General features: G+C 47.8%; 15 protein-coding genes. 6 read left to right on the top strand and 9 right to left on the bottom strand.

Annotation, left to right across the window (positions count from 1 at the left end; all coding sequences use genetic code 11):
- Positions 1-98: 98 nt before the first annotated feature.
- The 6 genes from fabG to FD961_RS02030 all read right to left on the bottom strand — a co-directional run bounded on the left by fabG (position 99) and on the right by FD961_RS02030 (position 4797).
- Positions 99-842, bottom strand: a complete 744-nt coding sequence (gene fabG, locus FD961_RS02055; RefSeq protein ID WP_071464735.1) for a 3-oxoacyl-ACP reductase FabG — start codon at positions 840-842, stop codon at positions 99-101.
- Positions 843-868: 26 nt separating this feature from the next.
- Entirely contained in the window at positions 869-1804 is a 936-nt protein-coding gene (fabD, locus tag FD961_RS02050) for an ACP S-malonyltransferase (protein ID WP_215393910.1), read from the bottom strand.
- Between the two features lie 52 nt (positions 1805-1856).
- Positions 1857-2843, bottom strand: a complete 987-nt coding sequence (locus FD961_RS02045) for a beta-ketoacyl-ACP synthase III (RefSeq protein ID WP_215393909.1) — start codon at positions 2841-2843, stop codon at positions 1857-1859.
- A complete protein-coding gene (gene plsX, locus FD961_RS02040; protein ID WP_071464732.1) occupies positions 2840-3853 on the bottom strand; it encodes a phosphate acyltransferase PlsX in 1014 nt (337 codons plus the stop codon). Before plsX ends, FD961_RS02045 begins: the two co-directional genes overlap by 4 nt.
- 83 nt (positions 3854-3936) lie before the next feature.
- Positions 3937-4116 (bottom strand): 50S ribosomal protein L32, encoded by a 180-nt coding sequence (gene rpmF, locus FD961_RS02035; protein ID WP_011902241.1) that lies wholly within the window; start codon positions 4114-4116, stop codon positions 3937-3939.
- 105 nt (positions 4117-4221) lie between these two features.
- Complete coding sequence (locus tag FD961_RS02030) at positions 4222-4797, bottom strand: YceD family protein (RefSeq protein ID WP_215393908.1); 576 nt, start codon at positions 4795-4797, stop codon at positions 4222-4224.
- A 41-nt stretch (positions 4798-4838) separates the two neighbouring features.
- Here FD961_RS02030 and FD961_RS02025 point away from each other — a divergent pair, with 41 nt between their 5' ends.
- Entirely contained in the window at positions 4839-5447 is a 609-nt protein-coding gene (locus FD961_RS02025; RefSeq protein WP_215393906.1) for a Maf family nucleotide pyrophosphatase, read from the top strand.
- Positions 5448-5450: 3 nt separating this feature from the next.
- Complete coding sequence (locus FD961_RS02020; RefSeq protein WP_215393904.1) at positions 5451-6221, top strand: SAM-dependent methyltransferase; 771 nt, start codon at positions 5451-5453, stop codon at positions 6219-6221.
- A 39-nt stretch (positions 6222-6260) separates the two neighbouring features.
- Here FD961_RS02020 and sppA read toward each other — a convergent pair whose 3' ends face one another.
- From sppA to FD961_RS02005, 3 genes are read right to left on the bottom strand one after another with little or no spacing between them, the layout of a single operon-like run.
- Positions 6261-7208, bottom strand: coding sequence for a signal peptide peptidase SppA (sppA, locus tag FD961_RS02015; RefSeq protein ID WP_215393903.1), 948 nt, complete (start codon positions 7206-7208; stop codon positions 6261-6263).
- Between the two features lie 46 nt (positions 7209-7254).
- Positions 7255-7935: an HAD-IA family hydrolase gene (locus FD961_RS02010; RefSeq protein WP_215393902.1), complete on the bottom strand. Its 681-nt coding sequence runs from the start codon at positions 7933-7935 to the stop codon at positions 7255-7257.
- A 5-nt stretch (positions 7936-7940) separates the two neighbouring features.
- The gene (locus FD961_RS02005) at positions 7941-8957 is read right to left on the bottom strand and encodes an RluA family pseudouridine synthase (protein ID WP_215393901.1); all 1017 of its coding nucleotides are present in this window, start codon (positions 8955-8957) and stop codon (positions 7941-7943) included.
- 463 nt (positions 8958-9420) lie between these two features.
- Here FD961_RS02005 and FD961_RS02000 point away from each other — a divergent pair, with 463 nt between their 5' ends.
- From FD961_RS02000 to glp, 4 genes are all read left to right on the top strand, one after another.
- Positions 9421-12057, top strand: a complete 2637-nt coding sequence (locus FD961_RS02000; protein ID WP_215393900.1) for an Rne/Rng family ribonuclease — start codon at positions 9421-9423, stop codon at positions 12055-12057.
- Positions 12058-12148: 91 nt separating this feature from the next.
- Positions 12149-13276, top strand: coding sequence for a GTP 3',8-cyclase MoaA (gene moaA, locus FD961_RS01995; protein ID WP_215393898.1), 1128 nt, complete (start codon positions 12149-12151; stop codon positions 13274-13276).
- Positions 13276-13881, top strand: a complete 606-nt coding sequence (mobA, locus tag FD961_RS01990; RefSeq protein WP_215393897.1) for a molybdenum cofactor guanylyltransferase MobA — start codon at positions 13276-13278, stop codon at positions 13879-13881. Before moaA ends, mobA begins: the two co-directional genes overlap by 1 nt.
- Complete coding sequence (glp, locus tag FD961_RS01985) at positions 13878-15191, top strand: gephyrin-like molybdotransferase Glp (protein ID WP_215393896.1); 1314 nt, start codon at positions 13878-13880, stop codon at positions 15189-15191. Before mobA ends, glp begins: the two co-directional genes overlap by 4 nt.
- Positions 15192-15199: the final 8 nt, after the last annotated feature.

Genomic DNA, 15199 nt, shown 5'->3' with positions numbered 1-15199 from the left:
TTTCCCCAGGGGTTGTAAAAAACGATGGAAGGATTTTATCAGTTTGGCGGACCGAATTAGCAAATTCGCCTAAAAATGACTAAATCCTTGCTTTGCCGTTAGGCTAAATAGAGTCCGCCATTGACGTGAAGGGTATTACCGGTAATGTAAGCAGCGGCTGGGGAGGCCAAAAAGGCCACCGCCTGGGCTACATCCTCAGGGCTACCCAAGCGAGCTAGAGGAATGTTCACTTTTAGTGCATTTTGCTGCTCTTCACTCAAAGCGCGCGTCATATCCGTATCAATAAAACCAGGCGCCACACAGTTAACAGTGATATTGCGGCTACCAATTTCACGAGCCAAAGCGCGAGTCATACCTGAAACACCCGCTTTTGCAGCAGCGTAATTCAACTGCCCAGCGTTACCCATATGTCCTACGATTGAAGTGATATTGATAATGCGCCCACCTTTTACCTTCATCATAGGACGCAAAACAGCTTGGGACAAACGGAACACGGAGCTCAAATTGGTATCAATCACATCAGTCCACTCTTCAGACTTCATGCGCATTGCTAAGTTGTCACGTGTGATGCCAGCGTTGTTCACCAAGATATTGATGCCGCCATACTCTTTGACAATGTGATCGATGATTTCTTCGCAAGCATTCGGTGCAGTGACATTCAAAACCAAACCAGCACCGCCGGAAGCTTTCAATCTCTCATCAATTGCTTTGGCACCGCTCTCTGAGGTTGCAGTACCAATCACCTTGGCCCCACACTTGACTAACTCATCTGCAATCGCCTGGCCAATACCGCGAGAGGCACCTGTAACCAAGGCAATTTGTCCACTTAAGTCGAGATTCATATTTATCTTCCGCTATATCGATTGTTTTATTTCAGGCTGGCGAGGACTTCATTCAAGCTAGCCTCATCAAATACTGGCACTCCAGTAACTTGATCATTAATACGCTTCGTTAGTCCAGCCAACACTTTGCCGGGACCACACTCCACCACTTGAGTCACACCTTGCGCAGCCATTGCTTGAATCGTTTCTTGCCAGCGCACAGGTTTGGCTGCCTGACGCACTAATGCATCCTTAATGGCAATCGGGTCACTCAAGATTTCCACATCAACGTTGTTAATTACGGAAATTATTGGCGCCTTAAATTCGATATTCGCCAAGTAGCTCTTCAGCTTTTCAGAGGCCGGCTGTAACAAAGAAGAATGAAATGGTGCGGAAACCGGTAGTGGCAATGCTCGTTTTGCGCCAGCTGCTTTTAAGAGTTCACAGGCTTTAGCGACCGCTTCACTTGCACCGGCAATCACCACTTGACCAGGCGCATTGAAATTGACTGCCTCAACTATTCCGCCCGATGCAAGGCTTGCTTCAGCACAGACCTGGATTACGGCTACATCGTCTAGGCCAAGAATAGCCGCCATGCCACCAGTACCTACTGGTACTGCTGTTTGCATTGCCTCTGCACGAAAGCGCACTAAAGGAACGGCATCTTTAAATGAGATCACGCCCGCTGCAACCAAAGCAGAATACTCGCCAAGACTATGACCAGCCATGACTTTTGGAGCGCTACCGCCAGCTGCTAACCAAGCCCGATAAAAAGCGACTGCAGCAGTCAACATTACTGGCTGTGTATTGGTTGTCAAAGACAATGCCTCTGCAGGCCCCTCAGCAATCAGTTTTGCGACATCCTCACCCAAAGCATCAGAAGCTTCTTGCAAGGTTGCGCGAACCTCGGGGCGCTCAGAAATCGAATTGAGCATACCAACCGATTGGGAGCCTTGGCCTGGGAATACGAATGCAAATGTCATGAGATTAATTTACTAAAAAATAAAAATAGGATGAATGCACATTGATACTGAATTAATACTTGAGAGCAACCGCTCCCCACGCAAAGCCGCCACCAACACCCTCTAACAAGAGATGCTGGCCTCGTTGAATTTGACCGGAACGAACACCCGCATCTAAAGCCAGTGGAATGGATGCTGCGGAAGTATTGCCATGCTCATGCACAGTAACGATGACCTTATCCATCGACATACCCATCTTTTTAGCGGTGCCTTCCATGATGCGGATATTTGCTTGATGTGGCACTAACCAATCAATTTGCTCTGGCTTGAGATTGGCTTTTTCCAAAACCTCATGCGCCACTTGCTCTAAGACCTTCACGGCCAACTTAAATACTGCCGGACCATCCATGGTCATAAACGGGGAGCCGTGTACTGAACCGTTGCCAGCACGCCCAGGAACGCACAAAATATCGCGTTGACTACCATCAGCATGTAATGCGGTAGACAAAATACCAGGCTCATTTGAAGCCTCTAGTACTACTGCTCCAGCACCATCACCGAACAGCACACAAGTGCCACGATCTTGAAAATCTAAGATACGAGAGAATGTTTCTGCGCCAATCACCAATACTTTTTTATACGACCCACAACGAATAAATGCATCCGCTGTAGCAAGCGCATAAGTAAAACCTGCACAAACTGCTTGCACATCAAATGCAGCACAGTTAGTGTGGGCGCCCAATTTATCTTGCACCACACAGGCGGTACTTGGAAAACCGCCCAAGTGATCAGGTGTAGAGGTTGACAGAATAATCAGGTCCAAATCTTCTGAAGTGATGCCAGCACTGCTTAAGGCTGATTGCGCTGCTTTTACAGCAAGATCACTGGTGAGTTCATTTTCTGCAGCAAAGTGACGCGCAGAAATACCGCTGCGAGTAGTAATCCACTCATCACTAGTCTCTAAACCCGATTTAGCGAGACGCTCAACTAAATCATGGTTGGTTAAACGTTGTGCAGGTAGATAGCTACCCGTTCCAGCCACTCTTGCAAAAATACTCATTCTTTTGTCTCCGCCACAAAGGCTGCGGCAATTCGTTCGACCATGCGGTTTTTCGCTGCTTCATACGCACGATCTAAGGCAAAGCCAAATCCAAAACGATCAGCAGAGCCATGGCTCTTAATTACGCAACCGCGTAAACCTAACAATACAGCACCGTTATAGCGACGATGATCAACGCGTTTGCGAACACGCAACAAAGGCACCATCGCACAAATAGCCATCAATTTGGTCAAGATGGAGCGATTAAATTCTTCACGAATGAGGCCGCTCATCATTTTTGCCAAACCTTCGCTAGCTTTCAAAACAACATTACCCACAAAACCATCACACACCACAATATCAGTGGTGCCTTTAAAGATGTCGTTACCTTCGACGTTGCCGTAAAAGTTTAAATTAGTCTGACGCAATAACTCACTTGTTTGCTTCACTACCTCGTTACCCTTAATCACCTCTTCGCCAATATTGAGAAGGCCGATCGAAGGATTTTGTTTGCCATCTACTACCTGCACCATCACGTTTGCCATTTGCGCAAACTGAACCAAATGCATTGGCTCACAGTCGGCATTAGCACCAAGATCTAACATGGTTGTGCCACGTCCTAATTCATTGGGGATGGCAGTAGCAATCGCAGGGCGATCAACGCCTTCGAGAGTTTTTAAGATGTAGCGAGAGATCGCCATGAGCGCGCCAGTATTACCGGAAGAGATCACCGCATCAGCAGCGCCTTCTTTCACTTGCTCAATGGCAACCCGCATGGAAGAATCTTTTTTGCGACGCAAAGCAACCTCAATGGGGTCATCCATCAATACCACTTCGCTCGCTGCAATAATTTGAATGCGCTCCATCGGAGCTTTGGGAGATTTGCTCAAGACTTGCTTGATCAACTCAGGATCGCCTACTAGAGCAATCTTGACATCAGGATGTTTTTCCAGAAAATCGCAGGCGGCAGGAACCGTCACGACGACTCCATGATCTCCGCCCATGGCATCAATAGCAAGAGTTACGCTCATAAACTAATTGATTGCTGCAATTGATTTATCCAAGAAAAAAGCGGCCTTAACTTGAGCCGCTTCTATCTGTTTAGACTAAAAAATTAGTCGTTTTTAGTTTTAACAACTTTACGACCACGGTAGTAGCCGTTTGGTGAAATGTGGTGGCGCAAATGAGCCTCACCAGTTGTGGCTTCAACAGCCGTAGCAGGTGCGGTCAAAAAGTCGTGCGCACGGTGCATGCCACGTTTGGAAGGTGATTTTTTGTTTTGTTGAACGGCCATATTGAACTCCTAAGCAAGGCAATATTCTAGCATGGAAAAGCGTCTAAATGCTTGATTTATCGATCAAGGGTGCTCTGAGCAACAATCACTACAAAGGCTGACTTTTCAGTTTTTCTTCATATTTTTCAATATGTTAAAGGGATTTTCCCGCTCTACAGGCGCCTCTTCATCGTCCTCAACCCCAAAAACAGAGGCGCGGGGTTCACAAAAGCCCTCAGGATGCTTTGGAATCAAGGGGATAGAGAGCAAAACCTCGTCCTCAATGGTTTCTAGAAGGTTAAATTGCTGGCTTACGACCAAAGGCTCCTGCTCTTCATCCTCAAGAGGAAAGTCCTCAGCCTCTTCCTCGGTGGTAACGAGGATAAAGCGGCGCTTTTCATCCAAATCGATCGCGCAATCCTGTAAACAGCGCTGACAAATGAGGTGAAGACGCCCTTCTAGGCCCAAATTGAGGATTTGGCGAGGCTCCGCACCCGGGGAATCTTCAAAATGAGTTTCTAGCTCCCAATGAAATCCATCCCCTGAAACAACCGTTGATGCTTCTTCAGCCAATCTAGGAAGGTCGGAGATGCTTAAAAAACCAGCACCCTTATAGGATTGTGGGGCACAGAAATCGACTCGCTTTAAAGCGCTCGGATCCGCCGATAACTGAACTTGAGGTAAAACTTGATTACGATTCATGGCATCAGTCTAAATCAAGGCATCCAAGAAAGTCAGCATCAATGAGTAACTCAACCAATTCGCCTCAAAACCCAATTTTGATATTGGGGTCTACTTCGGTATATCGAAGAGAGCTGCTAGAGCGTCTGCGCATTCCGTTTGAAGTGATCTCCCCAAAAGTAGATGAGACACCTCTCACCGGCGAGAGCACTCTCGATTTAGCGCTCCGACTTGCACACGCAAAAGCGACTGCTGTTGCTAAACAGCACCCGAATGCTTGGGTGATTGGCTCCGATCAAGTGGCAGATCTTTGCGGCGCTGCAATTGGTAAGCCCGGTAATTTTGAAAGAGCGATGGCACAACTTCAACTCATGGGCGGCCAAACAGTCACCTTCCATACGGCGCTATGTTTAATGAAAGGTGATGTACAAACTACCTTGAGCGTACCGACCGAAGTCACATTTCGGAAACTCTCAGATGAAGTATTGGAAAGCTATTTGCTTGCTGAAGAGCCATACGACTGTGCAGGTAGCGCTAAGTCAGAAGGTCTCGGCATCAGCCTACTTGAATCCATCAAGAGTGATGATCCAACCGCCCTTATCGGCTTGCCACTCATTGCTCTAACGGGCTTGCTGCGTGATGCTGGTTTTGTAATTCCATCAAAGAAATAATTTATGGCAAAGCTCGGCACACTCTATTTAGTTCCCAATACCTTAGGTGATGATGCCCGGACTGAGCAGCTACCTTGGGTCTTGCCAAGTGAAACAATTGCTTGCACAGCTAAGCTCAAACACTGGATTGTGGAAGATGCAAAAACGGCACGAGCTTTATTAAAAGCGGTTGATAGCATCTCACCATTGGCTTGCACGATTCAAGAAATGCAAATGAGCGAGTGGCGTGGCGCTGCGCGTAATGCGAAGTATGGCGACTCGGTAAAGCCAGCCGATTTATTAAAACCATTGCTTGCTGGAAATGACATGGGCCTCATGTCTGAAGCAGGTGTTCCAGGTGTTGCCGATCCAGGCGCTGAATTGGTTCTTGCTGCGCACAAACTGGGCGCTCAGGTAAAGCCCTTGGTTGGTCCAAGCTCCATTTTATTAGGCTTGATGGCCAGCGGCCTCAATGGTCAACGCTTTGCTTTTCAGGGCTATTTACCGCATGATACGCATGAGCGCAGTGCCAAGCTCAAGCAATTAGAGCTTGAGTCTCGAAAATTACAGCAAACCCAAATTTGGATTGAGACACCTTATCGCAACACCGCAATGCTAATGGCTTGCATGAATTCATTAGCACCTCAAACACTCTTATGTCTTGGCGTTGACCTCAGTCTTCAATCTGAAATGATCACCACCCTATCGATTGCAGACTGGCGCAAGCGCTACCCAAATGAAGCGGCCTGCGCCCCATTACAAAATAGGCCAACGGTATTTCTACTATTGGCCTAGATGAGGGACTCTTTTGAGTTTCTCGCTGATTTAATCTTCTTATTTAAGGTCTGGTGTCTTCACCAACGCTTTGCCAGCTGCCGCGCCCGCTTCTGCACCAAAGCGTTTAGCAACGCGCTCCGCAAAGTTTTCTTTCATGGTGTAGTCAAGTACTTCTGGCGCCTTAAAGATATCGCGCGCTACCGAATCGACGGTGCCGTAACCATCTACTAAGCCCAGTTTGACAGCTTGCTCACCATTCCAAATGCGGCCAGAGAAAAGATCTGGCACATCCTTTAAACGCGTACCACGACCTTCTTTAACCACCTGAATAAATTGCTGATGAATTTCATCAATCATGGTCTTGACCATTTCTACTTGCTTTGGCTCTTCCTTGCTAAAGGGATCTAGCATCCCCTTATTAGAGCCTGCTGTAATCATGCGACGAGTCACGCCCAACTTATCCATCAAGCCAGTAAATCCAAAGCCTTCCATGATCACGCCGATAGATCCCACCAAGCTGGCTTTATCTACCAAAATTTGATCGGCTGCTACTGCAACGTAGTAGCCACCTGAAGCACAAATATCTTCCACGACTACATAAAATGGTTTCTTGGGATAGAGTTTGCGCAAACGATGAATTTCATCATTAATCATTCCTGCCTGCACTGGTGAACCGCCTGGACTATTGATGCGCAAGACTACGCCAGCACTATGTTCATTCTCAAACGCCGAGACCAATGATGAGTTAATGTCCATAGCATTAGCCATAGAGCTTGAAGAGATCTCGCCCTCCAAAGTTACCATGGCAGTATGTTTTTCAGTATTCATACCGCGCCCAGGAAGATGAAAATCAAATACGGATAGAACGACTCCGACGATGACCAGCAAAGTCAAAACACGCAACACCGCTTTCCAGCGACGCGCTTTACGAGTCTCTTTTAAATTCTCTAGAAGTAAATGCTCTAGTGCTTGACGTTCCCAATTGGGGGTTGGATTATTTTCCATCTCGATTCCTAAGTATTGCTCATTAAATTGCTATTGAAATTTCAAATCAGGCTGATAAATTTTCTTTAAGCCATTGCGCAAGCTGCGGTACGTCATCCACATGCGCTAATGACGGTGAAGTCTTTAAGGTGTCTGGTGGGTGTGCGCCATAAGTGACGGCAACCGCATCTACACCTGCGTTAGCGGCCATATCCAGATCATGAGTAGTATCGCCAATCATCAGCATGCGACGCGTTGGGACTTGCGTAATATCAGATAACTCCAGCAGCATCCCTGGGTGAGGCTTGGAAAAAGATTCGTCGGCCGTTTTCGTCTCATGAAAGAGATGGCCAATTTGATGATGCTTTAAGGAGCGATCCAGCCCCACTCTTGATTTTCCTGTTGCGACCCCCAACAGATATTGATCGGCTCTTAATTTTTCTAAGAGCTCCCGAATGCCAACAAATAAATCGAGTTCGTGATCTTTTGCTAAATAGTGATATCGAAAGCGGTCCGTCAATTTAGGAAAGTGGGCGGGCTCAATCCAAGGCACCGCTCTTCGTAAGGAATCCTGGATCCCCAAGCCAATAACGGAACTAGCCAAAGTGTCATCAGGCTCTTTGAATCCTAAGTCTCGGCAAGCCTGTTGAATGCAATACACGATCGTTGGCGTGGAATCCATGATGGTTCCATCCCAATCCCACACAATCAGGTCATAACGGCGATCTGCTTTATCTATTTGAGTCATGGATATTACGATTCAGTTTTTTCAAAGCCCTTCATCATCGCTGCAAACTCAACTGGCAGCGGTGACTCAATGCGCATCTTCTCGCCAGTGCGGGGATGGGTAAAGCCTGCTAAGTGGGCATGCAGATAAAGTCTTTTAGACTTAATGAGCTTATCTTGATCTTCAAAGCCATATTTATCATCACCCAAAATGGCATGCCCTAATTTTTGCAGATGTACCCGAATCTGATGAGTACGCCCCGTTTTAAGTTGAGCCTCAGCCAAAGTAATTGCAACATCATCGCGCTTCATCGTTTGTGTGACGCGCAAAGCAGTGTGGCTGGGCAAGCCTTCTGGGTCAACGCGTACACGGCGCTCCCCGTTAGCCAATAAGTATTTATGTAATGGGTATTTGAGCTGCATCACTTGCGCACCTTGTTGAATTTCACCATGGGCAAGCAAGTAGTAACGCTTATCGGTTTGACCTTCGCGGATTTGGCGATGCAACTCCACCAAGGCGCTGCGCTTTTTAGCAAGGAGCAATACTCCAGAAGTATCGCGATCCAAACGATGCACTAATTCTAAGAATTTGAGCTCTGGACGCGTAATGCGCAATGTTTCGATAACCCCCAAGGCAATTCCAGATCCGCCATGGACTGCTAAGCCAGGAGGTTTATCTACTATTAATAAGGCCTCATCTTCAAAAAGAATCGGCATTTTGTCCGAATAGCCCCTGGCACGGGATTTGGTCTGGGCAGTATTGACTGCTGCCATTTGAGCTGGCTCAGCAATTCGGACCGGGGGAACTCGGACAACATCACCCTCAATAAGACGGGTGGTTGGTTCGGCCCGCTTTTTATTCACCCGCACCTCACCAGAGCGAATAATTCGGTAAACGTGGCTTTTGGGGACGCCTTTAGCCCAACGCAGCAAGTAGTTATCCAGACGCTGGCCAGCCTCTTCCGGACCAATCGTCTGCAAATGGACTGCTGGCGGTGTGGGCGTTTTTACCGTTAAGGGCTTGGATACTGGGTCTGATTTCATGATTTATCTCTCTTATCGCCTCGTTCTGGGACGACAAGGGACTCAACAATACCCCATTGTCATTCAACTTGTGCCGTATAATCAACGCTCTAGCCAATTTATTGGCCCGAGACCAACCTGAAGTCAGGTTTGAATCGTGGAGCTTGGAGTCGCCCTTTAAAAGACTCCCGGGGTTGCCCCTCCCCCGTTGTAATGAGGCGCAGGGTTGGTGTGCCGTATGCCGCGACCCGCGATTAGAAGACAGTTTTCAGGCGCGCGCCTGCATTGATGACCTAAAGGAGGTCTCTGCGGCGATCGTCAAGTGTGGCACCGATTTAACCAACAGTTAACTGGGTGAACTAGGCAAAAAGTGCTTAGATTTGCATGATCCACACTCAAATTCCGTTACAGGCACCGTCCTGTGCGGCATCGAACTGATCCCTAACGCAGCGCGCAACGACAACCTCCCCCACAGGAGAGTGTTATGAAACGCATGTTGTTTAATGCAACTCAACAAGAAGAGTTGCGAGTTGCCATCGTTGATGGTCAAAAACTCATTGATATCGATATCGAAGCTGCCGGCCGTGAACAACGCAAAGGCAATATCTACAAAGGTGTTATTACCCGTATTGAGCCTTCACTAGAGGCTTGCTTTGTTAACTACGGTGAAGAGCGTCATGGCTTCTTGCCATTCAAAGAAGTTGCCAGAACTTATTTCAAAGAAGGTATCGATGTTCGCAACGCTTCCATTAAGGATGCCCTGCGCGAAGGTCAAGAAATCATTGTTCAGGTAGAAAAAGAAGAGCGTGGCCAAAAAGGCGCCGCCCTTACCTCTTTCGTCTCCCTGGCTGGCCGTTATTTGGTATTAATGCCAAATAACCCACGCGGAGGAGGCGTTTCCCGCCGCATTGAGGGCGAAGACCGTCAAGAGCTGCGTGAAGCTATGTCCCAATTAGAAGTGCCTGACGGTATGAGCATCATTGCTCGCACCGCTGGTATTGGTCGTGACGCTACTGAATTGCAATGGGATTTAAGTTATCTCATGCAATTGTGGAAAGCGATTGACGAAGCTGCTAAAGGTAATTCAGCTCCACTCTTAATTTATCTCGAATCTAGTTTAGTGATCCGCGCAATCCGCGATTACTTCCAACCAGATATCGGCGAGATTCTCATCGATACCGATGACATCTATGAACAAGCTGCTGCATTTATGTCAGTAGTGATGCCAGATAATTTGCCACGAGTAAAGCGCTATCAAGATGATGTGCCTTTGTTCTCTCGTTTCCAAATTGAGCACCAAATTGAAACCGCGTACTCACGTACTGTGCCATTGCCATCTGGCGGCGCCATCGTGATTGACCACACTGAAGCTTTAGTTTCTGTGGACGTCAACTCTGCTCGCGCTACCCGTGGTTCTGACATTGAAGAGACTGCTACCCGCACTAACTTAGAAGCTGCCGATGAAATCGCCCGTCAAGCACGTTTACGTGACTTGGGTGGCTTAATCGTGATCGACTTCATTGATATGGAATCGAGCAAAGCTCAGAAAGATGTTGAGAATCGTTTGCGCGATGCTTTGCGTCATGACCGTGCTCGCGTTCAAATGGGCAAGATCTCCAAGTTTGGCCTGATGGAAATGTCACGCCAACGTTTACGCCCTGCTTTATCTGAAGGTAGCCATGTGACTTGCCCACGCTGTAACGGCACAGGTCACATTCGCGATACCGAGTCTTCTGCATTGCAAGTTCTGCGCATTATTCAAGAAGAGGCAATGAAAGAGAACACAGCCGCGATTCATACACAGGTTCCAGTCGAAGTGGCTGCATTCCTCTTGAATGAAAAGCGTGCTGAAGTAATCAAGATTGAGACTCGCTTCAAAGTGAATGTCTTGATGGTTCCAAATAAGCATTTAGAAACTCCACATTACAAGCTGGAGCGTTTGCGTCATGACGATCCTCGTTTGGATGATCAAAAAGCAAGCTACGTTATGGCTGAAGAGGCTGCGCGTGAATTGGAAACCGACACCACTGTAAGCAAAAAAGATGCTGATGTGAGGGTTCGCCCAGAAGCTGCAGTGAAAGGCATTACGCCTACTCAGCCTGCGCCAGTCAGCCAGCCACGCCCTGCACGCACTGAAAAAGTAGCGACTGAAAGCTCCGGTGGTTTCTTTGGATTTATTAAGAAACTCTTCTCATCTTCTCCAGCAGTAGAAGAGAAGCCAGCGCCCAACAACAACCGTGGTCGTAACCAAGGCCGCAATGGCAATGGTGGTGATCGCAATCGTGGCCGTAATCGCCGCGGTGAACGTAACGGTGAACGTACAGAGCGTCCGGTAGCTAATGCAGTTGAAGGTACAACTACTGAAGGCAACAACAATCGCAACGGTAACCGTAACAACCGTAACGGCAATCGCAATCAAGGCAACCAAAATGGTCCAAAGCCTGAACGTCAAGCCAATCCTGCTCCTGTAACGCCGGCAACTGAGGCGTCTGCTGGTAGCGAAGCAGCACCAAGCGCGGAAGGCGAAGAGCGTCGTGGTCGTGGTCGCAATCGTCGTGGTCGTGGTCGCAATAGAAACGAACGTGGTGAGCGTACTGAGAACGGTGATGCAACTTCTGTAGCTACTGCCGCCTCTTCAGCTAGCCCCTTTGCTGGACCTCCTGTAGGTATGGGTGGTGCATCTGCATCGATGCCGATTCAAAACATTGTGAATAGTTTTGGCAATGCAAAACCTGTTGCTGAGAAACAGGAAAGGCAAGAAAGAGCGCCACGCGCTCCACGCCAGTCAAATCGTCCCGCACAAACTGCTACTCCTGCAGCACAAACGTCAGCGCCTGTCGCTGTAGTTGCTGCTGCTAAGGTTGAAGTCATTGCTAAACCTGCACCAGAACTTCCTAAAGTTGCCTTCCAAGCACTTGAAGAAACTCCATTGCATAGCGTTGTGCAATCTGCTGGAATGATTTGGGTTGCAACCGATGCTTCCAAACATGCAGAAGCACAAACCCAAATTCAGGCTGAGCCTGTTGCGCATAACTTGGGTAGAACTCCCAAACCAGCCGCAACCCTACCTGAAGGCCCAATGGTGTTAGTAGAAACCGGCGGCCAAGAAAAAACGGTTTAAGCCTTACAGCTTTTTCTCCAGACCGCCTTTTATCCCAAAAGGATATTGGGCGGTTTGGCAGAAACCCCGTTTCACAGCCATAATTGCAAATATGGTTGAAAAAGCAATCCCCAAAGTGATTCCCATTCGTATCGATGAAGGCAAAGGCCTTACGCCGTCTATTCACAAGCAACTGCTTGCGCCCCATGATCGCACTCAAGATCAGCGAGGTCGCTCTTTACGAGATCTACGCATCTCTGTAACGGACCGTTGCAATTTCCGCTGCACCTATTGCATGCCCAAGGAAGTATTCAATCAAGACTATCCTTATCTTGCTCATAAAGAATTATTGAGCTTTGAGGAAATTACTCGCCTCACCACTATCTTCTCCACGCTAGGTGTTGAGAAAATTCGTCTCACCGGTGGCGAACCGTTGTTGCGAAAAAACTTAGAAGTTCTCATCGAGATGCTGGCAGCAGTGCGCACTCCGACAGGGCAGCCCTTAGACCTAACTCTAACTACCAACGGCAGCATTCTGCGCAAGAAAGCCAGCGCACTCAAAGCGGCTGGCTTACATAGACTCACTGTCAGTCTTGATGGATTGAATGATGAAATCTTCAAGAAAATGAACGATGTTGATTTTCCAGTAAGCGATGTCCTTGATGGCATCGTTGCTGCTCAAGAGGCAGGCTTTGAGAACATCAAAGTGAATATGGTTGTTAAAAAAGGAACGAACGATCACGAGATTGTTTCCATGGCCAAGCACTTTAAAGGTAGTGGCATCATTCTGCGTTTTATTGAGTTTATGGATGTTGGTAGCTCTAACGGCTGGAACATGTCTGAGGTTCTTCCCTCCAAAGAAGTGATTGCCCAAATCAATGCCGTGTTTCCACTGGAGTCAATGGAGCCAAACTACGCAGGAGAGGTTGCTCAGCGCTGGCGCTATGCGGATGGATCCGGTGAAATTGGTGTGATCTCTAGCGTTACACAAACTTTCTGCCATGAATGTACTCGTGCTCGCATCTCAACCGATGGTCAGATGTATCTCTGCCTTTTTGCAAATGAAGGTTTTGATTTCAAAACCCTGCTTCGCTCGGGCAATAGTGATTTGGAAATTGCTAATGGGATTATGAATACCTGGTCCGGACGTGATGATCATTACTCTGAAATTCGGGGCTCTCATACCGCCAATCTTTCGACAGGCAACCGGAAGGTTGAAATGTCTTATATCGGTGGCTAATGATTTCAGCTGAGCAAATTACCGGACTAATACTGGCAGGTGGTCGTGCACAACGCATGGGCGGCATCGATAAAGGTCTTATCCCCTTTCATCAAAAACCCTTGATTGAATCAACCATCTCCAGACTTCAACCTCAAGTAGGCTCGATTGTGATCAATGCCAATCGGAACATTACGAAATATGCAGCCTATGGCTATCCCGTCATGATGGATGAAACTCCAGACTTCTCAGGACCATTGGCAGGCTTTGCGGTGGGCTTAAAGGCTTGCAAGACCCCTTATCTCTTAACCACCCCATGTGATTCACCATTACTACCAACCGATCTTGGCCTAAAGCTTGCTGGCGAACTGGAGCGCGGTGACTTTCAGTTGGTTTACGCCTCCAGCAAAGAAGCGGATGGCAAAATTTGGTCTCAACCTGTTTTCTCTCTCATGCGAACTGACGTCCAAGATTCATTAAATGCCTTTCTGTTGAAGGGTGACTTCAAGATTGATCGCTGGTTTAAAGAATTAAAAAGTAGCACCGTTGTATTCGATGAAGACAATGCATTTGCGAACGTCAATACACCGGAAGAATTGCGATCTTTAGAGGCGCTCTCAGCATGAAGTACTCACCCAATAGCCCCATCTTATTAACCTCCTCATTGCATGTGGATGAGGCGCGTCAAGCAATTGCAAATTTAGTTAGCGAACTTCTGCAAGAATCTTCAGCTATTAATGATCCAGAAGATCTTGAAATCGTTCCTCTAGACCAAGCGATTAATCGCGTTCTAGCTGAAGATCTGCTCTCCCCAATCGATGTACCCGCTGCTGATAACTCTGCAATGGATGGTTATGCGTTTCATGGGAGTTGCCTAGATTTAAGTACTCCAGTGATTCATTTGGATGTAGTCGGCACCGCTCTTGCTGGCAAGCCCTATGAAGGTAAGATCGATCCTGGACAGTGCCTGAAGGTCATGACTGGCGCAGTAATGCCCACCGCTTGTGACACTGTTATTCCGCAAGAGCTCACCACCATTGAGGATGACTCAATCCGCTTTCCATCTGATCAACTCAAGGCCGGTGAGAACCGCCGTTTGAAGGGTGAAGATTTACAAAAAGGCAAACCGGCCATTACTGCCGGTCGATTATTGCGCCCCTCCGATTTAGGTTTAGCAGCTTCACTTGGTATTGCTACTCTCAAGGTGCGACGTAAACTCAAAGTGGCTATTTTGTCTTCTGGTGACGAGCTTCGCTCTCTGGGGGAATCTCTAGATGCGGGTAGCATTTATGACAGCAATCGCTATAGCCTAACTGGTCTACTGAACCGACTGGATCTAGAAATTATTGATTGCGGCATTGTGCGTGATGACCCGGAATCTTTGAAGAAAGCATTTATTGAGGCAGCCAGCAAAGCAGACGTCTTGATTTCTTCTGGCGGCGTTTCAGTTGGCGAAGCAGATTACACCAAGCAAATCATGCAAGAGTTAGGTGATGTAGGCTTCTGGAAAATTGCAATGCGTCCCGGGCGCCCTATGGCTTTTGGCATCCTAAAACCAGTTCCCGGAAAATCTCCAGCCCGCAAAACCCTTTTCTTTGGTCTACCAGGCAACCCTGTTGCTGTTATGGTGACCTTCTATCAATTTGTTCGTGGCGCCCTTTTGCAGCTCAATGGAGCAAACCAAACTGAGCCCCCACTAGTTCAGGCTGTTTCTGAAACCGCCATTCGGAAAAAACCCGGTCGCACAGAATTCCAGCGCGCTATTTTGGGTCGCGACTCACAGGGCAGGCCAAGCGTGAGACTGACCGGCAGCCAAGGAGCTGGAATTTTGCGCTCGATGAGTGAAGCAAATTGTTTTGTTATCTTGGGTCACGAGCAAGGAAATATAGCTGCTGGCGAGTTAGTAGATATAGCGCTTTTTGATGGACTGCTTTAAGATTGCGT

It is taken from the genome of Polynucleobacter sp. TSB-Sco08W16 (genome assembly GCF_018687455.1).
Classification (GTDB): domain Bacteria; phylum Pseudomonadota; class Gammaproteobacteria; order Burkholderiales; family Burkholderiaceae; genus Polynucleobacter.
Note: the sequence above shows the minus strand (reverse complement) of the source record. Positions and strands in the feature narration are given on the sequence as shown.